Origin of the sequence: Acinetobacter sp. P1(2025) (assembly GCF_051390655.1) — a bacterium.
Taxonomy (GTDB): domain Bacteria; phylum Pseudomonadota; class Gammaproteobacteria; order Pseudomonadales; family Moraxellaceae; genus Acinetobacter; species Acinetobacter junii.
Map to the genome: position 1 here is coordinate 43,612 of NZ_JBPKBJ010000005.1, position 21,809 is coordinate 65,420.

19 protein-coding genes are annotated in these 21,809 nt (G+C 39.8%); 9 read left to right on the forward strand and 10 right to left on the reverse strand.

Features of this window, described 5'->3' with window-relative positions:
• Positions 1 to 94 precede the first annotated feature (94 nt).
• The gene (locus ACSC97_RS02370) at positions 95 to 868 is read left to right on the forward strand and encodes an SDR family oxidoreductase (protein ID WP_436659123.1); all 774 of its coding nucleotides are present in this window, start codon (positions 95 to 97) and stop codon (positions 866 to 868) included.
• 38 nt (positions 869 to 906) lie between these two features.
• On the opposite strand, the gene ACSC97_RS02375 is transcribed toward ACSC97_RS02370, so the two are convergent.
• The 4 genes from ACSC97_RS02375 to cysM form a co-directional block, all read right to left on the reverse strand.
• Positions 907 to 3,213: a RelA/SpoT family protein gene (locus ACSC97_RS02375; RefSeq protein ID WP_436659125.1), complete on the reverse strand. Its 2,307-nt coding sequence runs from the start codon at positions 3,211 to 3,213 to the stop codon at positions 907 to 909.
• Positions 3,214 to 3,244: 31 nt separating this feature from the next.
• Positions 3,245 to 4,654, reverse strand: a complete 1,410-nt coding sequence (gene rlmD / locus ACSC97_RS02380) for a 23S rRNA (uracil(1939)-C(5))-methyltransferase RlmD (protein WP_199956165.1) — start codon at positions 4,652 to 4,654, stop codon at positions 3,245 to 3,247.
• Positions 4,655 to 4,663: 9 nt separating this feature from the next.
• A complete protein-coding gene (locus ACSC97_RS02385; protein ID WP_004906686.1) occupies positions 4,664 to 5,485 on the reverse strand; it encodes a 3'-5' exonuclease in 822 nt (273 codons plus the stop codon).
• 62 nt (positions 5,486 to 5,547) lie between these two features.
• Positions 5,548 to 6,471 (reverse strand): cysteine synthase CysM, encoded by a 924-nt coding sequence (gene cysM, locus ACSC97_RS02390; RefSeq protein ID WP_004955667.1) that lies wholly within the window; start codon positions 6,469 to 6,471, stop codon positions 5,548 to 5,550.
• Positions 6,472 to 6,619: 148 nt separating this feature from the next.
• On the opposite strand from cysM, the gene ACSC97_RS02395 reads away from it, so the two are divergent.
• The 5 genes from ACSC97_RS02395 to rsfS all read left to right on the forward strand — a co-directional run bounded on the left by ACSC97_RS02395 (position 6,620) and on the right by rsfS (position 12,481).
• Complete coding sequence (locus ACSC97_RS02395; RefSeq protein WP_436659128.1) at positions 6,620 to 9,430, forward strand: GacS-like sensor histidine kinase; 2,811 nt, start codon at positions 6,620 to 6,622, stop codon at positions 9,428 to 9,430.
• Between the two features lie 75 nt (positions 9,431 to 9,505).
• Positions 9,506 to 10,294 (forward strand): crotonase/enoyl-CoA hydratase family protein, encoded by a 789-nt coding sequence (locus ACSC97_RS02400; protein ID WP_004906675.1) that lies wholly within the window; start codon positions 9,506 to 9,508, stop codon positions 10,292 to 10,294.
• A 21-nt stretch (positions 10,295 to 10,315) separates the two neighbouring features.
• Positions 10,316 to 11,182 carry an NAD(P)-dependent oxidoreductase gene (locus tag ACSC97_RS02405; RefSeq protein ID WP_234856442.1) on the forward strand — a complete coding sequence of 289 codons (867 nt, stop codon included), beginning with the start codon at positions 10,316 to 10,318 and terminating at the stop codon, positions 11,180 to 11,182.
• 24 nt (positions 11,183 to 11,206) lie between these two features.
• Positions 11,207 to 12,001: a hydroxypyruvate isomerase family protein gene (locus tag ACSC97_RS02410; protein ID WP_436659131.1), complete on the forward strand. Its 795-nt coding sequence runs from the start codon at positions 11,207 to 11,209 to the stop codon at positions 11,999 to 12,001.
• A gap of 81 nt (positions 12,002 to 12,082) precedes the next feature.
• Positions 12,083 to 12,481, forward strand: a complete 399-nt coding sequence (gene rsfS / locus ACSC97_RS02415) for a ribosome silencing factor (protein WP_436659172.1) — start codon at positions 12,083 to 12,085, stop codon at positions 12,479 to 12,481.
• Positions 12,482 to 12,520: 39 nt separating this feature from the next.
• On the opposite strand, the gene ACSC97_RS02420 is transcribed toward rsfS, so the two are convergent.
• Positions 12,521 to 13,147: a hypothetical protein gene (locus ACSC97_RS02420; protein WP_436659133.1), complete on the reverse strand. Its 627-nt coding sequence runs from the start codon at positions 13,145 to 13,147 to the stop codon at positions 12,521 to 12,523.
• A 14-nt stretch (positions 13,148 to 13,161) separates the two neighbouring features.
• Positions 13,162 to 14,484, reverse strand: a complete 1,323-nt coding sequence (locus ACSC97_RS02425; protein WP_436659135.1) for an ammonium transporter — start codon at positions 14,482 to 14,484, stop codon at positions 13,162 to 13,164.
• Positions 14,485 to 14,781: 297 nt separating this feature from the next.
• Here ACSC97_RS02425 and ACSC97_RS02430 point away from each other — a divergent pair, with 297 nt between their 5' ends.
• Positions 14,782 to 15,603: an SDR family NAD(P)-dependent oxidoreductase gene (locus ACSC97_RS02430; RefSeq protein ID WP_004955639.1), complete on the forward strand. Its 822-nt coding sequence runs from the start codon at positions 14,782 to 14,784 to the stop codon at positions 15,601 to 15,603.
• Between the two features lie 62 nt (positions 15,604 to 15,665).
• Here the strand turns inward: ACSC97_RS02430 and ACSC97_RS02435 are convergent, their stop codons facing one another.
• The 4 genes from ACSC97_RS02435 to soxR all read right to left on the reverse strand — a co-directional run bounded on the left by ACSC97_RS02435 (position 15,666) and on the right by soxR (position 19,774).
• Positions 15,666 to 17,120, reverse strand: coding sequence for an NAD(P)(+) transhydrogenase (Re/Si-specific) subunit beta (locus tag ACSC97_RS02435; RefSeq protein WP_004906661.1), 1,455 nt, complete (start codon positions 17,118 to 17,120; stop codon positions 15,666 to 15,668).
• Between the two features lie 3 nt (positions 17,121 to 17,123).
• The gene (locus tag ACSC97_RS02440; protein WP_004681730.1) at positions 17,124 to 17,447 is read right to left on the reverse strand and encodes a proton-translocating transhydrogenase family protein; all 324 of its coding nucleotides are present in this window, start codon (positions 17,445 to 17,447) and stop codon (positions 17,124 to 17,126) included.
• A gap of 11 nt (positions 17,448 to 17,458) precedes the next feature.
• On the reverse strand, positions 17,459 to 18,586 hold the full coding sequence (locus ACSC97_RS02445) for a Re/Si-specific NAD(P)(+) transhydrogenase subunit alpha (RefSeq protein ID WP_004906659.1): 1,128 nt from the start codon (positions 18,584 to 18,586) through the stop codon (positions 17,459 to 17,461).
• A 699-nt stretch (positions 18,587 to 19,285) separates the two neighbouring features.
• A complete protein-coding gene (gene soxR, locus ACSC97_RS02450) occupies positions 19,286 to 19,774 on the reverse strand; it encodes a redox-sensitive transcriptional activator SoxR (protein ID WP_436659138.1) in 489 nt (162 codons plus the stop codon).
• Between the two features lie 71 nt (positions 19,775 to 19,845).
• Here soxR and ACSC97_RS02455 point away from each other — a divergent pair, with 71 nt between their 5' ends.
• Complete coding sequence (locus ACSC97_RS02455) at positions 19,846 to 20,265, forward strand: RidA family protein (RefSeq protein ID WP_004955634.1); 420 nt, start codon at positions 19,846 to 19,848, stop codon at positions 20,263 to 20,265.
• A 19-nt stretch (positions 20,266 to 20,284) separates the two neighbouring features.
• Positions 20,285 to 21,481, forward strand: coding sequence for an MFS transporter (locus ACSC97_RS02460; RefSeq protein WP_042891689.1), 1,197 nt, complete (start codon positions 20,285 to 20,287; stop codon positions 21,479 to 21,481).
• Positions 21,482 to 21,809: the final 328 nt, after the last annotated feature.

Genomic DNA, 21,809 nt, shown 5'->3' on the forward strand with positions numbered 1-21,809 from the left:
ACCCCCTCAAACCTAAACCGCTAAATTGTTGCAGCATAAAGCCGCTTGTGCGTAATATACACCCACTCAAGAAATATCAATATAAAGGACAGCAATGCAAGCTAGTGTTTTTATCAGTGGTGCTGCACAAGGAATTGGCGCTGAAATCGCACGTTTATTCCATAAGAATGGCTATAAAGTTGGAATTTATGACATTAACCAAGAACTTGCTGAGCAATTAGCCACTGAGTTAGGTGAGAATGCTAAGGCTGGTTATCTCGATGTCAGCAATTACCATCAATGGCAAATCGCTTTACAAGAATTTAGAAACTGGGCTGGTGAACTCAATATTTTAGTCAATAATGCTGGAATTTTGTATTCTGGGCCATTTGAAAAAACAGATATCCAATCACACCATCGCACCATTGATATCAATGTCAAAGGCGTTATAAATGGCTGTCATACGGCTTTAAATCATTTGCAACAGGCAAAATTTGCTCGTGTTATCAATTTATCCTCTGCTTCAGCAATTTATGGTCAAGCAGATTTAGCCTCATATTCCTCAAGTAAATTTGCCGTTCGTGGTTTAACGGAAGCATTAGATGTTGAATGGCAAAAGTACAATATTCGTGTACTTGATGTCATGCCTTTATTCGTTCAAACCAATATGGTGAAGAATATGGATGCAGGTAGTATTCAAAATATCGGCGTTGATTTAACCCCTGCTGATGTTGCCAAACAAGTATTACATTTGGCACAACAAAAAGATCATGCTTTAATTCCGACACATACGCCTGTAGGCATCAAAACCAAACTGATGTATCAATTGTCGAGTATTAGCCCACAATTCTTAAATCGACTCACCAATATTTTCTTATCGAAGCGCTGATACAAAAAAGCTGCATTAACATGCAGCTTTTTATTAATTTAGCTTCCTTGAACCAAACGCCTAGCGCTAATAATCCCTGGTTGTTGCTCCAAACGAGCTAATAACCGAGACAATTGCGCCAAACCTTTAACTTCAATCAAGAGTTTCATATTGGCGATACCATCTGCCTCAGAAATCGTATTGACCTGACGAATATTAATTTGGTCTGAGAAAATCACCTGTGTGAGATCTTTCAGTAAACCACGGCGATCATACGCTTCCACCACGATTTGAACACTCTGTCCTCGTGTTGGCTGCATTTCCCAATCCGCCTCAACCGCTCTTTCAGGCTCTTGAGTCGTCATACGAATATAATCAGGACAAGCCACTTTATGGATACTTACACCACGATTTAAAGTGATATAACCACCAATTGACTCACCATGAACAGGTTGACAGCACTGTGCAATATGCAGTTCTACGTTATCCAAACCATCAATCAAAATCCCATGCGCAGATAAAGTATGGCTTGCACGTGGATTCAATGCTGGTTTCAGCACTAATTCAGGCTCATCTTGATCTAGATGCATTTGACGATTAACTTGATTAATCAATGCATGTAGACTGATATCACCACTCACCAAAGCCACTAGAATGTCATCACCAGATTTCAAGTTAAAATGTGATGAATAATCTTTGAGATCAATACTCTTTGGATGAATCGCTAAACGCGCCAACTCTTTATTGAGTAACTCACGTCCAACTTCAATATTTTTACTACGATCTTGCTGTCTAAACCAGTGACGTAACTTATCTCTTGCTCGAGCGGTTTTAATATAACCTAAAGAATTCACCAACCAATCACGATTAGGTTCACGATCTTTCTTCGTTAAAATTTCAACTTGCTCACCTGTTTTCAAGGTATAGGTAAGAGGAACATAACGCTGGTTAACACGTGCGGCATAACACTTGTTACCGACTTCAGTATGCACATGGTAAGCAAAATCTAAAACTGTCGAACCACGGGGTAATTCTTTAATATCCCCATCACGACTAAACACATAAATCTTTTCAAAATTTTCAAAATCTTGAATATGATCAATACCATTAGACTCATCATCTTCGGCATGTGGTGTGGTTTCAGTACGTTCTTGGTAATGTTCAAGCACTGCACGTAAAGAGTGTAAGCGATCATTAAATGAATGATCGGTATTCTTTGCCCCTTCTTTATAGTTAAAGTGCGAACATACGCCTAACTCTGCCTCATTGTGCATTTCAAACGTACGGATTTGTACTTCAAGCGATTTATTCTCAGCAATCACAGCCGTATGCAAAGAGCGATAGCCATTTGCCTTAGGATTGGTTACATAATCATCAAACTGATTTGGAATATGACGCCACAACTGATGCACAATACCCAAAGCGTGATAGCAGTCAGGAACTCCCTTAACTAAAACTCGAACAGCACGAATATCATATAACTGATCAAAGCTAAGGTTCTTGCTTTTGATTTTGCGATAAATCGAATAAATGTGTTTTACTCGACCACTAATTTCAGCTTGGATATCATGCTCTGCCAATTCAGTTTTGAGTTTATCAATCACGAATTGGATATATTGTTCGCGCTCTAAACGCTTTTCATTCAACAAAGAAGCAATTTCTTTGTATCGCTCTGGCGCTAAATATCGGAATGCAAGATCTTCAAGTTCCCACTTGAGTTGAGCAATCCCTAGACGATGCGCTAAAGGCGAATATATCGTTAGAATTTCTCGTGCGACACGCTCTTGACGCTCTTTACTTGCAGTCGCCAATTCACGTAAGGCATAAGTACGCTCAGCAAGCTTAATCAGTACAACACGAACGTCTTCCGTCACTGAGATCAGCATTTTATAAATGCCACTCAGGTGTTCGCGCTGATTATTATTAAAATGATCTTCTAAACGTTTATTTTTTTCGATCAACTCAGAGAGCTTACCCATTGCAAGCGTACCTTTTACAAGGCTCAACACTTGCTCTCCAAATTGTTGTTGAATATCTTCTAAAGTAATCAGGCCTTCACGTACACTACGATATAAGACAGCTGCCGAAAGCGTATCTTCATCAACATGTAAGTGTGCCAAAATATCCGCCATACCAATACCTGTACTAAAGGTATTGCTACGATGATTCACCGTTGTTTCTAACTCTTTTTCTAAGGTAAGTTGCGCAACTTTTTGTAGTTGCTTTAACTCTGCCCCACCCAAGATATCGCGCACTCGATCTAACCATGAGACTAGACCACTTTGCGCTTCAGCGGCATGTTCTACAGTCGTTTCCTCTGACAACTCGTGAAGTCGTCCAGGTAACTGCTCACGTACTGTGACCATACCATTCTCCTCTGGATATGTAACTCATTTTCTAATCGTTTATCTCTTGGGTCTTTTCAAGCTGTTCAATTTTTTCAAATAAGGCAATTGACTCAACATGTTCAGTATGGGTAAACATGTCCATCACTGCCGCTTTTTTAAGTTGATAGCCATATTGTGCCAGTACACCTGCATCCCTTGCCAGTGTCGAAGGATTACATGAAACATAAACGATTCTTTTCGCTCCAAAATTAGGTACGTATTGCATAACCTCATAAGCACCTGATCGTGGAGGATCAATTAATAATGCATCAAATCCTTGCTTTGCCCAAGAATGATGCGAAAAGTCTTTTGTTAAATCTTGTGAAAAGAAGCTGGCTTGAGTCAAATAATTTGCTTGCGCATTTTCAGTTGCTCGTTCAACCATCTCATCACTTGCTTCAACACCGATGACTCGACCCGTTTCACCCACACAGCGTGCTAAAGGTAAAGAGAAATTACCTAACCCACAAAACAGATCAAGTACTCGCTCACCCTCTTTCAAATCAAGCAATTCACATGCCAACTGAACCATACGCGCATTCACATGGCTATTCACTTGAGTAAAATCTAAAGGCGAAAATGCAAACTTCACCTTAAAATCCTCAAGACTATAATGTAAACGCATAGGTGCATGTTCATCGTCAACTCGATGCAAACTGTCTATACCTTTTGGTTGAAAGTATAACTGCCATCCCTTGAGTAACGTAAATTGACGCAATTGGTTGACATCCGACACATTTAATTCATCCAAGTGACGAATTAATAACGCGACCTCATTATCACCCATCGCCAATTCTATATGACCGATGTGGGCTTTGCCTGTTAGACTTTCGAGTAAAGTTTTTAGTTCTACCAACGCATCTGACAAAACCTGATCTAAGACCTTACATTGCTGTATATCAGTCAAATGGTTGCTATGATGTTCTCGAAACCCCATCACTAGTCGATTTTGTTTTGGAATATACCGCACGCCAATGCGAGCACGGCGACGATAATCTGTTTTGACAGAACGAATTGGAGCTAACCATTCTTCTGGTTGTAAACCGGCAAAATGTTCTAAATGTGACTTCAATACATTTTGCTTTAACACTATCTGTTGATCTGGATGAATATGTTGCAAACTACATCCACCACACACACCAAAATGCGCGCACACAGGTGCAACTCGTTGCTCCGAAGCATCACTTTCTAGTGTGATCATTTCCGCTTCTTCTAAACGTGTGGTTTGGTTGGTGATTTTTGCTTTTACTGTCTCACCTACTAAAGCATAACGAATAAACACTTTCTTACCATGCTTTTCTTTAGGATGGTCAGGATGCGTTCCATAGTGCGCTATACCACGCCCTTCGTGTGAAAAAGCTTCAATATCGAAGGTGTAAATCGGATGGTGAACGGGACGTTTTTTTGCTTTATGCTTCAAAAGATCAACCTAATTTTTTTGCGCAAACGTATCTGCGGTGAATACAGTATATTGCGATGTCTGCTGCCATACCTGTAAAAATTCTGTCTGTTGCGTTTGAGTTTGTAAATAATCAATTGTTGATTGAATCAACTGTTGATGATCAAGTTGATTTAATTGACCTTTCAACAATAACCAACGCAAATAAACCAACCATGTATTTAAGACATCGCCTTCGCAATAACTGGTCAGTTTCAACCACTGTGCCGAGCGCACATACTCTGGTACATGATAACCTGATTCACCACGCTTGCCTGGGAAGCCAAGTAAACAGGCAATATCATCAAGCTTCTGGAAATTGCGACCATTAAACATCGCCATCACATCCATCAAATCTACATGACGCTGGTGATAACGATTTTGGTAGTTATTATACCGCTTCTGATTATCAATTTCGCCTTGATCAAATAAACTTGGAGCAGATAAACCATGATACATCGCCCTAAATAAAATAACGGGCAAATCAAACTGCGAACCATTCCAACTGATCAACGTAGGCTGTTTTTTATCAAAAATTGATAAAAATTTAGTTAACATTTCTGCTTCGGAGTTATTTTCCTGACTAAACGAAAAAAGTCGAAACCCTTTTTCATCAATCCATAATCCTGAAATACAAACGATCTCATGCAATGGAAGTCGCTGAAAATCCATACCAGATTCTTGACGACGAATTTTTGTAAGCGCTTGCTCCACATCAGTATCAGGTAAATCTAAATGATAAAGATGGGCCCCTGCCTTTAGATCGGTGAGTGTTTCAATATCAAAAACTAAAATTGGAAAACGTAAGTTCATCGGAATCTCGCTCAATCCCTCCCAACCTCTCTTTTTTCAAAGAGAGGGGCTAGGCGGAGATTTTAATCTTGTACGGAGAATAATCCCGTTGATAAGTAACGATCACCGCGATCACAGATAATACATACAATCACTGCGTCAGGATTTTCTTCTGCTATTTTAATAGATGCCCACACTGCACCACCCGATGATGTACCAGCACTGATACCTTCATGGCGAGCGAGCTTACGCATAGTTCGCTCAGCTTCAATTTGTGGAATATCTATAATACGATCAACTCGACTACGATCAAAAATAGTTGGTAAGTACTCTTCTGGCCAACGACGGATTCCAGCAATACTTGAACCATCAGACGGCTGTAGGCCTACAATTTGAATATCAGGATTTTGTTCTTTTAAATATTTGGAAACACCCATGATGGTACCTGTAGTTCCCATTGAGCTTACAAAATGGGTGATTTTCCCACCTGTTTGTTTCCAAATTTCAGGACCTGTCGTGAGATAATGTGCTTCCACGTTATCTGGATTACCAAACTGGTTCAACACCAAGCCCTTACCTTCAGCTTGCATTTGCATCGCGAGATCACGAGCACCTTCCATACCTTGTTTCTGAGTCACTTCAATTAACTCAGCACCATACGCAGACATTGCGTCTTTACGCTCTTGGCTCATATTGTTTGGCATGATCAGTTTCATTTTATAGCCGCGCATTGCCGCAACCATCGCAAGTGCAATACCTGTGTTTCCACTGGTTGCCTCAATCAAAGTATCACCAGGCTTAATTTGTCCACGCTTTTCAGCTTGGATAATCATGTTATAAGCAGGACGGTCTTTCACTGATCCAGCAGGATTATTGCCTTCTAATTTTGCTAATACCGTGGCTTGAGTATGACTCGCTAAACGCTGTAAACGCACCAAGGGGCTTTTACCGACATAATAATCCAGTAAAAATTCTTCTGCTAAAAAATCAGTTTGCGTATTCGTCATGATCGACACCGATATTAAGGTGGCGACTATTGTATGAAAAAAACCAAAATACTGCACCTTTTCAATATGCTTTTTATTGGCTGGTAAATGCCTCGCTTTTCTCAAAGCATGATAAGATGTTTCGCAGAATGATAAATCTGACCGCACTATGTCAAATTTCAATAAAACCCTATCAAAGCGTTTACGGCTGAATCATGCTTACGGACAGTTGATCGCACTGATTTTAGTGCCGATTGCGGTATTGACCAGCGTTGGAATTCTTTGGGTCTTATCAGAAACGACGAACTCAGCAAAACAACAACAACGTTCAGATGCTTCTGCAATCTTAGCTCGATATCATCAAACTGCCGCAGATTTACTGCGACTGGTGCAAGAACGTCCTGATCAATATTATCGTGCTCAAAACATCATGCAAAAGATGTTTAATGAGAAGAACTTACAACGAGCCGTTTTGATTGATAGTCAAGGACAAACCTATCTTAGCGTCGGCTATCAAAACAATCGTTTCTGGCCAACTTTCCCAAATAACAGTAATTTTTTTGGACCAATACAACACAATCACAACAGCATTTACGGTACAAAAATTAAAAGTGATGCTACCAATCCAGTTTGGTTGATGGTTGAGCTCGATAATCACCCTTTAGAACTGGCTCGCTATAAGATTTTATTATCACTAGTCGTAACAGGTCTGATCACCTTACTCATCCTATTGTTCTGCTTAAATGTATTTTCACGACGTTGGTTAGCTCCACTGTATGAAATACGGATGCAAATGCAACGTTTAAATGCAGATACATTAGATCAACATATTGTAGTGAACAGTACTGGTGAGCTACGTTTATTGCAGCGAGATATTGCCAACGTTGTTAAACGCCTACACTTCAGTTTCTTGGAACTTAAAGAACATACTGAACAGACAGAAGAAGATTTACGCCGCACCTTAGATACCTTAGAAGTCCAAAACATTACCTATCGTCAGGCACGTGACCAAGCAATTTCATCAAATCAATCAAAATCTGTTTTCCTTGCCAATATCAGCCATGAGCTGAGAACACCACTAAATAGTATTGATGGTTTTATTCATTTATTACTCCGCCAACAAAATTTGAGTAATGAACAAAACCTTTATCTTCAAACTATACGCAAGTCATCTGCACATCTATTGGCACTCATTAATGACGTACTAGATTTTTCTAAAATTGATGCAGGAAAACTAGAACTCGAAACTGCACCTTTTGACCTAGAAGAAGCTATTTTTGATGTTATGGATATGCTTTCGCCTTTGGCTGCACAAAAGCATATCAACATGGCGTTCTACTATGCTGAAAATATCCCACAACACGTTGTAGGCGATGCATTACGCTTTAAACAAATTCTGACCAACCTCATCTCAAATGCAATTAAATTCACCCCCGATGGTGAAATCATCGTACGCGTTCGAATGGAGGATGATGAAATTGGTCAATGTTTACTACATTTCAGTGTTCAAGATAGCGGGATTGGTCTAAGTGGGACCGATCGTAAAAAATTATTTGAATCATTCTCGCAAGGTGATGCATCCGTTACACGCCAATTTGGTGGTACAGGTCTTGGATTAGCAATTTCCAAACAATTAGTACACTTAATGCATGGTCACATCGGCTTCGAGGACAATCAAGAACGCGCACCGACAGAAAAAGGATCAACCTTTTGGTTCACGGCGCTGTTTAAAGTTGAAGAGCAAGATGAATATGTTGAGCATCCACACTTTGAGCACTTGCAAGTGGTGTCTTATCTCGCCCACCCTGCAACAGCAAGTGTTTTACGTTCATATTTAGAAAACTATCATGTCTCACATATTGAAACCCAATCAATTCTGGATCTATTCAGTCGCTTAAATCATTTAAGCCAACAAGATAATACATGGTTGATCGTTGATCACAGTGGCGATACAGAAGCATTGCTCAAAGAAATCCGTCAACGTTATAGCGGCAATTTAGCTGTGTATGGATATCAAATGAGCCTAGAACCAAATATGCTCAATGAATACCGCGCTCGACCACTTTATCAGCCATTGAGTCGTCGTGAACTTGTACAGCTCCTGAGCAACCAACCGATCTTCGAACAAGAGCCTGAAGACTTTAATGGTCAAGGCTTGCATGTTTTAGCCGTTGATGACCACTTGCCAAACCTCATCGTTCTTGAAGCCTTACTTGGTGAGTTAAATGTCACCACAACCAAAGCATTGAGTGGTCAAAAAGCTATTGACCTGATTCAAGAACGCATCGAGCAAAAACTTCCGCCTTTTGATCTTGTTTTCATGGACATTCAAATGCCTGTGATGTCAGGAATTGATACCACGAGAGCGATTCGCTCACTAGAGTCAACCTTAGATTCAGGTATGCAGCTCCCAATCATTGCTCTTACAGCACACGCTTTAGCGGATGAAAAACAAAAGCTACTCAAAGTGGGTATGAATGATTACGTCACCAAACCTATTCAAATGGAACAAATCATTCAAATCCTTACCCATTGGACAAAGAATAATTTTAGTTCTCAAACTCAAGTGAATGAGCAGAAACGCCCTGTTGAATCGATTGACCCGCAAATTCTAAATTGGCAACAAAGCATTCAACTTGCCGCGAACAAAGAAGATCTCGCTCAAGACCTACTCAATATGTTAGTCGATAGCTTTGATACTGAACTAGCTGAAATGCAACAGTTAATCGAACTTGAAGATTTCCCTCAGTTGGAACATGTATTGCACCGCTTATATGGTGCAACACGTTATGTTGGAACACCTAACCTGCAACGTGTTTCTGGTGAATTTGAGCAATTTGTTTCGACACTGCGAAAGGAGCGTAGAAAAGCGGATGATGCATTTATTAGTGAAACAAATCATCGCTTTAATGAACTCAATACGGCAATCGAACAAGTCAAGCTAGCTGCTAATCTGGTTTTACACTCTCATGACATTTAGCGTGACTGTTGTGTCATGTTTCCACTCTGGGACTCATGCTATGCTGACTTATCGCACACAATAAGAGTTAAGCAAATGTCGCTTTTACGTATTGAGAAAAACAATGGAATTGCAACGGTTTATCTAAACCGCCCAGACAAACGTAATGCAATGAGTTTTGCATTATTAAAAGAACTTGTTTCCACTGCAAAAAAAATCGAAAAAGATCGTTCGATTCGTTGTGTCATTTTGACAGGTGAAGCACATGTCTTCAGTGCTGGGATTGACTTATCCGACCTGAATAATCCCAAAAATACGGCATTTGCAGCGTGGGAACTGATCAAACCAGGGCAAAGCTTATTCCAAAAAGCATTTCTTATTTGGCAAAATCTTCCGATCCCTGTCATTGCTGCGATTGAGGGATATTGTTTTGGTGCAGGAATGCAGCTCGCTCTTGCCGCAGATATTCGAATTGCAACACCTAACACCCAAATGTCTATTATGGAAAGTCGTTGGGGATTAGTACCAGACATGGGCTTAACACGTTCATTAAAAGGTCTGATCGGTGTTGATTTAGCGAAAGAACTCACACTCACTGCACGTATCTTTGATGCAGAATATGCAAAAAATATCGGTTTAGTGACTCATCTTGATCAAGATCCTTTAGCAAAAGCACATGTGATTGCTCAAGAAATGCTGCAACGTTCACCAGATGCATTAATGGCAGCAAAACGAGTGCTCGACGCCATGGAGCACCAACCAGAAAAAGCATTACGCCTTGAAAAATTATGGCAACTCAAACTGTTATTAGGTAAAAATAGTGCCCTCGCTCGTAAGAAAGATAAGAACCCTGAAGTTCAATTCTTACCTCGTCAATACAAGTAATTATGATCTGAGTATTTTCACATGCATGTTAATCAGCAAACACCAATCGCATTCTTAGGAATGGGGTTAATGGGAACGCGTATGGCAATCCGATTACTCCAAGCAGGTTATAAAGTCGCTGTTTGGAATCGAAGTCCACATGCATGTGATTCAATCATTCAACAAGGTGCGATTGCACTCGACTTAGAACAAATAAATGAATATCCCGTTATTCTAATCTGTTTGGCTGATGACTCTGCCGTCGAAAGTGTTTTCAGCAAAATTCAACCTCATTTAGCCGCAGGACAGATTCTTGTCGATTTCTCAAGCTTGTCTGTCTCAGCAACACAAAATTTAGCTCGGGCTGCTCAAGAAAAAAACCTAACATGGATTGACTCACCCGTTTCAGGTGGGACTGCAGGCGCTGAACAAGGGACACTGGTCATCTTTGCAGGTGGAGATGAACAAACCATCCAGCAACTTGCTCCGATATATCAAGTATTATCACAACGTGTTACGCGCATGGGGGCATCTGGCACTGGTCAAGCAACAAAAATATGTAATCAATTAATCGTTGCTGCAAATAGCACTTTGATTGCAGAAGCTGTCGCTTTAGCAGACCAAGCAGGTGTTGACACCCAACTACTTGCCCCTGCTCTTGCAGGCGGTTTCGCCGACTCCAAACCATTTCAAATACTTGCACCACGAATGGCAACTCATACATTCGAACCTGTGCAATGGAAAGTGCAAACTTTATCAAAAGATTTAAATAATGCGCTAAAACTAGCTCAAAGTTTTAACTTAACAATACCTGTTGCACAAAAAGCTCTATTACAGTTACAAGCTCACCAAGAAAATGGCTTTGCTGAGAAGGATTTAGCGACTATCATTCAATATATAGAACAATAAAGTATTAATTCAAGGAGATTGAACATGAGCCGACTTGCAGTCAATTTATCCATGATTTTTACTGAAGTACCTTTGATAGAACGATTCGAACTCGCTCGAAATCATGGTTTTCAACATGTTGAAATTCAATTTCCATACGAATTAGACATCCTAGACATTCAAACTCAGCTTGAACAACATGGGTTATCACTTTGCTTAATTAACGTTCCAGCTGGGGATCTTATGCAAGGTGGTGATGGTCTTGCAGGGGTGCCAGGCCAGGAAATCGCTTTTCATCACGCACTTGAATTAGCCATCAAATATGCAAAAGCACTCAAGGTACCAAGTGTCAATATTTTGGCAGGTAAGCAACCTTTGGATGCAGACCTTTTACCTTGCCTAAACACATTATCAAGCAACTTAAAACTTGCCTGCCATATGCTGACAGAACAAGGTATTACTCCTGTATTTGAAATGATTAACGGGACCGACATGCCCCGCTTTCTCGTTCAAAATATTGCTCAAGCCCAAGAAATGTTAGAAGCAGTGAACCACCCTGCTCTTAAAATGCAATACGATTGCTATCATATGGCAATGATGGGGGAAGATGTTCTAGCAGGATTGCAGGAAAATATTGATCTTATTGGACATATTCAATTTGCAGATTGTCCACATCGACATGAACCCGATACAGGTAGTATTGTCTACAAGCCTATTTTCGATTGGTTACTTCAGAGTGACTACAAAGGCTACATTGGGGCTGAATATAGACCAAAAGATCAATCATATCAATCATTTGGATGGAAAAAAAAGTACTTCTCCAATGATGTGAATACATAAACTGTTACGGCTAAAATTTGAATTTTTTAGAGAAAAACGGTATATTTGACAATGAGCAATTGTCAGGAAAATATACCCTCTATGAATTTAGAACCATCGCCCAGCGCTTCTAATTCTCACGACCTAAAAATCCAATCATCTAATAAAGATGTACAAGCTTGTCTAAAAGTTGTACATGAAGCCCTTGCAGATGTAAAAGCCAAAGATATTTTAGAACTTGATGTAAGTTCAATCAGTAATGTTGCCGATGCAATTGTGATCGCAAGCGGCACGTCTACTCGTCATGTTAAAGCCCTTGCTGATAATGTTGCTGATGAAGCACGTAAAGCAGGTTTCCGCCCACTCGGCGTCGAAGGCGAACGAGATGCTGAATGGATCCTTATCGATCTAGGTTATGTCGTTGTACATGTAATGTTACCTACTGCCCGTAAGTTTTATGATCTCGAAAGCCTATGGCGCACTCCTGAATCAGTAGCTTAAAGCTCAAAAAAGCGACCTTAGTAGGTCGCTTTTTTATATCTATAATAATGATGCGAGATTCACTTCAGTATAATTCTGTTTGATTTCTTGCCGTATTGCAGCATAAAGCTGATCTGCTTTATTCGGACCGTAAAAATCACAATAAATCGCATATAGCATAGTTAACATATCAGCATAATGTTGCTGTGAAATTTGCTTTAATGACTCCTGCTCTGCACCCAGAAGATAAAAATATCCAGCAAGTAATCGATGCTTCTTCATGCTTTTCTGTATTTCTTCCACAAACTCTAGATAATCATCTCGTATCACACCCTTTAATACAGCCATCACGAAATCATAAAACACCAGAAAAAGCGCATTATTATTTTCATTAATTTGAATACTTGGCTGCGTGGTGGATACTTTTTTATCCTTTACTTTAAGATGTTGCTGCTTCTCTAATATTGAGATTTCGTATAGAACTTGACGCAACATTTCTTTGCGCTGCATACGCAATTCATCATTTGAACAAATTTCACTGAGAAATCGATTCAAAACAAATGATGGCTGATGCCCATATTCACGCTCCCAATAACGTAAAGCACGCTGCAAAACAGACTCAGGTAAAAACTGAGATAAGCCTTTTTCGATTGCTAATCTCTTTTGCTCAATCGTTAATTCAGCCATAAACACAGCTCCTATTAATGACGATGCGTAATATTGTCAGCATCAAAGGTTAAATCCCTTTGAAACTCTGGATATGAAAGCTCCGCGTGCTCGGTATAATCCAGTCCTCGTTGTTCATGTTGCTGAGACACTCTCAAACCTCCAAGAACTTTGTCCAAAATCTTAAATACCAGCAATGCCAAACCAAATCCCCAAACGAACGCAGCAAAAATTCCTATGACCTGAACATACATCACATTTGCACCAAAAAGATTAGTTTCCAAAAATGCGCCAGCCGCCAATGTACCCCAAGCACCACAAACACCATGAACCGCCACCGCATCTACAACATCATCCAACTGCATTTTGACAAGAAGTTGTGGCACAAAGCTAATCAATATACCTGCGCCAACACCTGTCATAACCGCGAAAATTGGAGACATCGTGGCACAACCAGCAGTGATCGCGACCAACCCCGCCAGCGAAGCATTAATGGTATTGCGTATTAATACAGCTTTAGATCGAATCAATGCCAAAATCATATAAGTTGAAGCTGCTGCACATGCAGCTAAATGTGTATTCAACGCAATACGACCAATACTGACATTTGCTGAAACAGTTGAAGCAGCATTAAAACCAAACCAAGCAAACCACAAAATAAACCCACCTAGCGCAACTAGAGGTAAATTATGTCCAGCTAAAAAATGGCTTTGTCCTTTACGCCCAAATCGCCCTAAACGAGGACCAAGTACAATAATCCCTGCAAGAGCCACCCAACCACCAATAGAATGCACAACTGTAGAACCTGCAAAATCAATAAAGCCCATTGCTTTAAGCCAACCATCTCCCCCAAACAAACCACCCCACGCCCAACTGCCAAAAACTGGATAAATCACACCACTCACAAAAATGGCACTTACCACATAGGCAACAAAATGGATACGCTCTGCCATTGCTCCACTCGCAATGGTTGTAGCCGTCGCAGCAAACATCATTTGGAAGAAAAGTAAGTTCCAATGCCAATCATCCATCTGATTTGGCATAAAGTGGCTCAATCCAATCCATCCCGATTGATTTAAGCCAAACATTAATCCAAATCCAAACAACCAAAATACTAAGCCCCCGATACAGGTATCCATATAGTTCTTCATCAGTACATTGACCGTATTTTTACTACGCACTGATCCACTTTCGATCAATGCAAATCCTGCCTGCATGAAAAACACCAAGATCCCCCCAATAACCACCCAAACACTATCGAGTGAAATACGAATTTCTTGAATATTCGGTGCTGTTGAGGCGGATACTGATGTTGAGAGAAATATTAAAAATGTAGAAATCAAAATTATATTTTTCATTAAATTCCCCTTAAAAGATCATTCAATCCAGTGCAAGGAGAATGCCAAGATAAACATATATTTCTTTTTATATTTTCAAGTATTTATATTTATTCAATGTAAAAAAATAAAAACTTAGATATGCCATAGATATCTTGTAGAAATCACATTGAATATCAGTCTCTTCATTGACAAATACGCATCTCAAATAAATATGAATCACCTTACGCACAAAATTGACATGACAAATTGTCAAAATTAAAGCAATATAACAATGCTTTAAAGTTTTAGAAATATAAGTATTGCTGGAGCATAGGAATGAAAATTTTAATTACAGGTGCGAATACTGGGATTGGTTTCGCTACCGCTGAACAACTTGTGAAAAATGGACAACATGTCATTTTGGCTTGTCGTAACCCTCTAAAGGCACAGGCTGCACTGAAAAAGTTACGTGCATTAGACCAAGGGCAAGTGGATTTTATTTCTTTAGATTTAAATAGCCTAGAACATACACGAAAAGCAGCGGATGAAATTTCGGATCGTTATGGTGATTTAGATGTATTAATTAACAATGCAGGATTGTTTGCTAAGACCAAACAACTCACTCAAGATGGCTTTGAACAACAATTTGGTGTGAATTATCTCGGTCACTTCCTGTTTACCCAAAAGCTTCTCCCAGTTTTAGAAAAAGCACCTAAAGCCCGCATCATCCACCTTGCTTCAATTGCACATTGGGCAGGTTCAATCAAACCTAATAAATTTCGCGCAGAAGGTTTTTACAATCCGCTGTTTTATTATGGGCAATCTAAGTTAGCGAATCTTTTATTCAGTAATGCTTTAGCTGAACGTATGGCGAATAGCACCATTACCAATAATGCTTTGCATCCAGGTGGCGTTGCATCAGACATCTATCGCGAACTACCAAAGCCTGTTTATGAAGTTATGAAAATCGGCTTAGTCCCCACTTCTGTTCCAGCTAAGTTAATTACAGATATGGCTATTGCAGATCATTGGGCAAATCGTAATGGTGAATATGTCAGTGCACATATGCCAGACTGGAAATCACCACACGCAAAAAATCAACAACTCGCTCGTGAACTCTATGATCAATCCATGGATCTTGTAGAAAATTTTCTTTAATTGATAAGAACGAAATAAAAAAGCCACCCAAGGGTGGCTTTCTCAATCCTGATGAGGTCAGATTAGTGACCACCACCATTGATTGCTTTCGTCATATCTTCAACAACTTTCTTCGCATCACCGAAGATCATCATTGTTTTTTCATTGTAGAACAAGTCATTGTCTAAGCCAGCATAACCTGTTGCCATAGAACGCTTGATTACCATGATTGTACGAGCTTTGTGAGCTTCAAGAATCGGCATACCATAGATTGGTGAACTTGGATCATCTTTCGCTGCAGGGTTAACTACGTCGTTCGCACCGATTACAAGTACTACATCTGTTGCTGGGAAGTCTGAGTTGATCTCATCCATCTCTAAGATGTCTTCATACGCAACATCAGCTTCAGCAAGTAATACGTTCATGTGACCAGGCATACGACCAGCAACTGGATGAATCGCAAAACGTACTGTTACGCCTTGTTCTTTTAAGATTTCACATAATTCTTTAACTGCATTCTGTGCACGACCTTGCGCCATACCATAACCAGGTACAATCACAACGCTGTCAGCATTTGACATCAAGAAACCTGCGTCATCTGCTGAACCAGAACGATAGTTACGTTGAACTTGTTCGCCTTTGTCCGCTGTAGCAACTGCTGCACCACCCATCGCACCACCAAACAATACGTTGATGATTGAACGGTTCATCGCCTTACACATGATGTAAGAAAGAATCGCACCAGAAGAACCTACAAGTGAACCAGCAACGATTAACATATTGTTTTCTAGTGTGAAACCAATACCAGCTGCAGCCCAACCAGAGAATGAGTTAAGAAGCGATACCACAACTGGCATATCACCGCCACCAACTGGCGCAATCCAAACCCAACCAAATGCAAGTGCAAGTGCTGTCATCGCCCAGAAAGCAGTCATGTTATTCGTCAAGAAGAACATAATGCCTGCAGCAAGCATTGCAGCAAAGATTAGCGCTTGAACAGGTTTAACCCATGCACCAGAAATCGTTTTTGCCCATTTCTTAGCAGCTAATTTACCGTAAGCAAATACTGATGCTGTAAATGTAATCGCACCAACGAAACAACCCACAAACAATTCAAATAAATGAACTTTGCTCATATGAGCATGCTGTACGCCAGCAGCAGTTAAAGCAGCTTCATTTTCAGCAAATAATGCTGTTAATTGATTGTTGTGTAAAATCGCAGCAATCGCAATTAATACCGCAGCCAAACCAACCAATGAGTGCATTAAAGCAACTGTTTCAGGCATTTGAGTCATCGGAACAGTTCGCGCACGAGCGATACCAACCACACCACCAAGTACCATCGCACCAACGATCATCCAAACAACTGGATGTTCTGCAACAAAGAATGTTGTCACTACAGCAATCGCCATAGCGATCATGCCGTAACGGTTACCTGCGATTGCAGTTTTAGGACCTGACAAACCACGCAAAGTTAAGATAAAAAGGACGGCACCAATCAGGTAGAACCAATCCGCATAGTCTCGAATAAATTCCATCTATTAGCCCTCTTTTTTCTTTTGCTTCGGCTTGAACATTTCAAGCATACGAGCAGTTACAGCGAAGCCACCAAAAATGTTGATACTTGCCAAGAACACAGCAATCGCACCTAAGATGCTCACAACGTTTACGCTTTGGAAAGCTACATTTGCTTCAACACCAATCACAGGCATACCCACGGTTTGGATCATTGCCCCAACGATAATGATTGAAGACAATGCGTTCGTTACAGCCATAAGTGGTGTATGTAACGCAGGTGTTACTCCCCAAACTACGTAGTAACCTACGAAGATGGCAAGGACGAAAATTGTAATCGTTTCAACCATGAGAACTCTCCTTAACCGCGCTTGAGCAGTACTTGACCGCCATGAGTCACGAGTAACGCTTTTTGGATTTCATCTTCTTGATTGATCGCAAAGTTTTTGTCTTTGTCGAATAATGTTTCAAGGAAGTTGAAAACGTTACGTGCATACAATGCAGATGCTTCTGTTGCAACTGTGCCTGGAATATTTGGGATACCCAAAATTTTCACGCCATTTTCAGTAACAACAGTCTCGCCTTCTTTAGAACCTTCAACGTTACCACCAGTTTCAACAGCCATATCTAAGATGACAGAACCTGGTTTCATTTTGGCAACAGTTTCAGCTTTGATCAGACGTGGAGCATTACGACCTGGAATCAATGCGGTCGTGATTACGATGTCAGCATTTGATACAGCTTTATCTACAATCGCAGCTTGATCTTTGATGTATTGCTCACCAGGCTGCCAACCGTATCCGCTTTTCGCAGCTTCAGCAGCACGTTGTTTTTCTTCATCGGACATTGGTACGTCTAACCATTTACCGCCTAAAGACTCAACCTGCTCTTTTGCTGTTGGACGTAAGTCTGTTGCTTCTACAACTGCACCTAAACGTTTTGCAGTCGCAATAGCTTGAAGACCTGCAACACCAACACCCATGATCACAACACGTGCAGGTTTTACGGTACCCGCAGCAGTCATTAACATTGGGAACATACGTTGATATTCAGCCGCTGCTAACAATACAGATTTATAACCTGCCAAGTTTGCTTGTGAAGAAAGTACATCCATATTTTGTGCACGTGAAAGTGTACGTGGAAGTAACTCTAATGCAAAAGCAGACACTTGCTGAGTAGCAAACTGGTCTAATTCTGGATTGCGGTAAGGGTCAAACATTGCTACCACAGTAGTGTTAGCCGCAAGCTTTTGAATCTCGTCACCTTTCGGAGCACGTACTTTCAAAATAATTTGGCTACCTGTATATGCATCGTCCGTAATGGTTGCGCCAACTTGTTCATAAGCACTGTCAATATACGCAGCTTTAACACCAGCACCACGTTCAATGACAACGCTATGACCTGCGTTAATCAACTTCTTTACTGTCTCAGGTGTAGCAGCTACACGACTTTCACCGACGACAGTTTCGGTTGGGATTCCGATCTGCATGAGCGTTCCTCAAGCTAGTTTTTCTTAAGTAAACATCGCTTATAGCAATGTTTCCCCCAGGAGTATTCTTTGTAGAATTTTGGATTCTAATGGAAGTTTTTTAAAATTCCACCCAATATTTATTTAATAAATACCTATATTTTGAACTGATGATTCATATTTGCATTTAAACCTTGTATGCTCAGCACGTTTGTCTTCCCGTTAAGCAATGATTCAAATTTATACAAACAAAATAATTCGATTTGATTATTATCAATACAGCTCAATTCTTGCCTAAGCTTTTATTGATATAAAAGCCTGTATAGCGATATCTCATAAATAAACTAAAACCCTCTCTCACTATCTCTGATACATAAAGGTCGCAGATCGTCTCTGAATGATTCGATTTGCTTATGTATATATCAATTGATTAGGTCAATTTGCATCTTAATCACGCATTTAATGAGAAGGATTGGCTTGTTTAAAAGTTTTACTGGTTTTAAATGCGACTTTTCTATCAATTTATCTGATAACAACAGCTTATTTCACTTTCACTTGATTCATTTTTCTTAAGATTGGGTTGATCTCACTACGCAAAAAAAGATTGGAAAACTAAAAAAGAAATGTAAAAAGTTTAAATGGCATTTTCTCAAGTGATATTTATAGGAGATTGTCTTACTAAAAGCACCATATTGCACAATTTTAGTGCAAAAATAGACATTATGTTGGAATATCAATGTCGTCTTGATTTATCAAAAACAAAATTTTTTGAAAATGTGCTCCCATTGCTTCTTCAGCAAGACAATCGTCAGGGTTTCGTAAAGGACATTGTTCCAGAGATAAGCACCCACATCCAATACATTGATCTAACTGCTGTCGCAATTGGAGTAACATCATAATTTGTTGATCCAGTTGTCCTTGCCACTGTTGAGACATGATTTGCCAATCTTTTTTTGTCGCACTGCGATGTTTAGGTAAAGTTTCGAAGGTTTGCTTGATTTGTTGTAATGATATTCCAACTTGCTGCGCTGTTTTAATAATAGCAATACGCCTCAGCATTGCCCTTTGATAACGACGCTGATTACCTGTCGTTCGTATCCCCCAAATTAATTCTTTTTCCTCATAAAAGCGAATGGCTGGAACGCTTACACCGCTTCGCTTTGCAAGCTCACCTATCGTTAGCCAACTTGGAGATTGTTGTTTTTTCAAAATCTGCTTGACCTCTAGTTAACTTGAGCTTTGATACTAACATTTTTAGAATTTCTACGAACGGTTTAGTCATGAAAGATTCAGATTCTCTCGCATTCAAACTCATTAATCCTAATGGGCTGTATGATCCTAGCCTAAATGGATATAGTCACATTGCTGTCGTTCAGCCTAATATGAAGATCATTCATATCTCAGGGCAAGGCGGAGAAAATAATAAAGGTGAACTTTCACAGAATTTTGACCAACAGGTACAACAAGTCTTTTATAATATTCAAACAGCACTCAATTCAGTACAAGCACAGCTCAAAGATATTGCTGTTTTGCGCGTGTTAATTGTCAATCACAATGCTGAAAAGCTACATTTGCTCACACAGACTATTCAACACTTTTGGAAAAATGCTGCATTTCCTGCATGTACGCTCATTCCCGTGCCGTGTTTAGCATTGGAAGGTATGCAAATTGAAATCGAAGCAACTGCATATACTGTGTAAACCAGTTTAAGAGAACATTATGCCTAACACTCAAGATATTAGTGAAAATAAAGCCTTACTCTGGTTTATGGCGGCTGCATGTGGTCTATGTGCCGGTGCAAACTATTATAGTCAACCACTGATCCACTCCATACAGCAGTATTTCTCTGTTAGTCAAAGCCAAGCTGCTCTTACAGTTACCTTTGCGCAAGTTTCTTATGCTTTCGGTTTACTTTTTATTGTCCCTATGGGCGATGTGGTGAATAAAACCAAATTTATTCCACTCTTAATGAGCTTATGTGCAGCGGGATTGTTTATCAGTGCGTTCTCAGTGAACTTACCGATGCTTTGGGTCGGTACCATTATGGCTGGATTATTTTCTGTAGCAGCACAAGTATTGATACCGTTGGCAACGATGACGGTTCAACCTGAGAAAACAGGTGAAGTTGTAGGCTTTTTAATGAGTGGACTACTGGTCGGTATTCTTTTGTCGACTAGCCTAGCTGGCTTATTCTCAAACTTGTTTCATTGGAAGGTAATTTATATCGTCAGTGGAATTTTGATGCTGTTTCTTGCCTTTGCACTTAAAAGCCGTCTGCCATACGTCATGAAGATGAAACTGAATTATGGGCAAGTATTTGTTTCAATGGGGCAACTATTAAAACAAGAAAAACGTTTAGTGCTGAGAGCGCTGACAGGTGGTTTTGCTTTTGCAGCAGTGAGTATCTTGTACTCAACGATTGCTTTACTACTTAGCTCTGCACATCAATTACCTGACTTATTTATTGGTATGGTGACTTTAGTTGGTATTTTTGGTGCTTTATCAACCCAATATATTGGTAAATATGCGGATCAGGGATTTACCAATCAACTCACTTGGATGGGTTGTGGATTGTTTATCTTGAGTTGGATATTTTTTTATTTTGGTCAACTCTATTTATTTAGCTATATCTTGGGTTTTGCACTGATTCAGTTGGCGCTTGCATTAGTCCACACAAGCAATCAAAGCATAATCTTTCGCTTACGCCCTGATGCAAAATCACGTATTAATGCCATTTATATGACTGCTTATTTTACCGGTGGCGCGTGCGGTTCTGCTTTAGGAATTTTTGCATGGAACCATGGTGGTTGGACGATGACTTGCTTTGCAGGTATTGGCTTAGTTCTGGCATGTATGATCTTTAGCTTATTAGATTTACTACTCACTCGAAAAAACACTGCAATGCATCAACTTTAGATAAACCAATATTTAGATTTCTCAAGGATGAGGATGATTGGTGAATTTTTCCTAAAACTCGTATAATGCTGCCCTTTCTTTTCTTGTCCACATCCGAGAATATTTTATGCAACCACTTGAATCATTAAAGCCACGTATTTCCGTTGCCCCAATGATGGATTGGAGAAAAATATTTAAAATATAAATTAAAATCAATAATATATTAAAGTAAGAAAAGTTTGAGGTGTAAAATTGGTGTAGAAACTTATTAACAGTAATTAAAAAAATAGTCTTTTGTTAAAAAAACCTCGTAAAATGTTAACAACTCATGAATTATCCACAATTCTAC

Excerpts from the sequence above, each read along its gene's own strand:
- cysM (WP_004955667.1), bottom strand. The coding sequence starts at position 6,471 with ATGACGAATACGCAAACTGATTTTTTAGCAGAAGAATTTTTACTGGAT.
- ACSC97_RS02425 (WP_436659135.1), bottom strand. The coding sequence starts at position 14,484 with ATGAAAAATATAATTTTGATTTCTACATTTTTAATATTTCTCTCAACA.
- ACSC97_RS02455 (WP_004955634.1), top strand. The coding sequence starts at position 19,846 with ATGAAAGATTCAGATTCTCTCGCATTCAAACTCATTAATCCTAATGGG.
- ACSC97_RS02440 (WP_004681730.1), bottom strand. The coding sequence starts at position 17,447 with ATGGTTGAAACGATTACAATTTTCGTCCTTGCCATCTTCGTAGGTTAC.
- ACSC97_RS02445 (WP_004906659.1), bottom strand. The coding sequence starts at position 18,586 with ATGCAGATCGGAATCCCAACCGAAACTGTCGTCGGTGAAAGTCGTGTA.
- rsfS (WP_436659172.1), top strand. The coding sequence starts at position 12,083 with ATGAATTTAGAACCATCGCCCAGCGCTTCTAATTCTCACGACCTAAAA.
- ACSC97_RS02375 (WP_436659125.1), bottom strand. The coding sequence starts at position 3,213 with ATGGTCACAGTACGTGAGCAGTTACCTGGACGACTTCACGAGTTGTCA.
- ACSC97_RS02385 (WP_004906686.1), bottom strand. The coding sequence starts at position 5,485 with ATGAACTTACGTTTTCCAATTTTAGTTTTTGATATTGAAACACTCACC.
- ACSC97_RS02435 (WP_004906661.1), bottom strand. The coding sequence starts at position 17,120 with ATGGAATTTATTCGAGACTATGCGGATTGGTTCTACCTGATTGGTGCC.
- ACSC97_RS02405 (WP_234856442.1), top strand. The coding sequence starts at position 10,316 with ATGCATGTTAATCAGCAAACACCAATCGCATTCTTAGGAATGGGGTTA.
- ACSC97_RS02400 (WP_004906675.1), top strand. The coding sequence starts at position 9,506 with ATGTCGCTTTTACGTATTGAGAAAAACAATGGAATTGCAACGGTTTAT.
- ACSC97_RS02430 (WP_004955639.1), top strand. The coding sequence starts at position 14,782 with ATGAAAATTTTAATTACAGGTGCGAATACTGGGATTGGTTTCGCTACC.
- ACSC97_RS02410 (WP_436659131.1), top strand. The coding sequence starts at position 11,207 with ATGAGCCGACTTGCAGTCAATTTATCCATGATTTTTACTGAAGTACCT.
- ACSC97_RS02370 (WP_436659123.1), top strand. The coding sequence starts at position 95 with ATGCAAGCTAGTGTTTTTATCAGTGGTGCTGCACAAGGAATTGGCGCT.
- ACSC97_RS02460 (WP_042891689.1), top strand. The coding sequence starts at position 20,285 with ATGCCTAACACTCAAGATATTAGTGAAAATAAAGCCTTACTCTGGTTT.
- ACSC97_RS02420 (WP_436659133.1), bottom strand. The coding sequence starts at position 13,147 with ATGGCTGAATTAACGATTGAGCAAAAGAGATTAGCAATCGAAAAAGGC.
- ACSC97_RS02395 (WP_436659128.1), top strand. The coding sequence starts at position 6,620 with ATGTCAAATTTCAATAAAACCCTATCAAAGCGTTTACGGCTGAATCAT.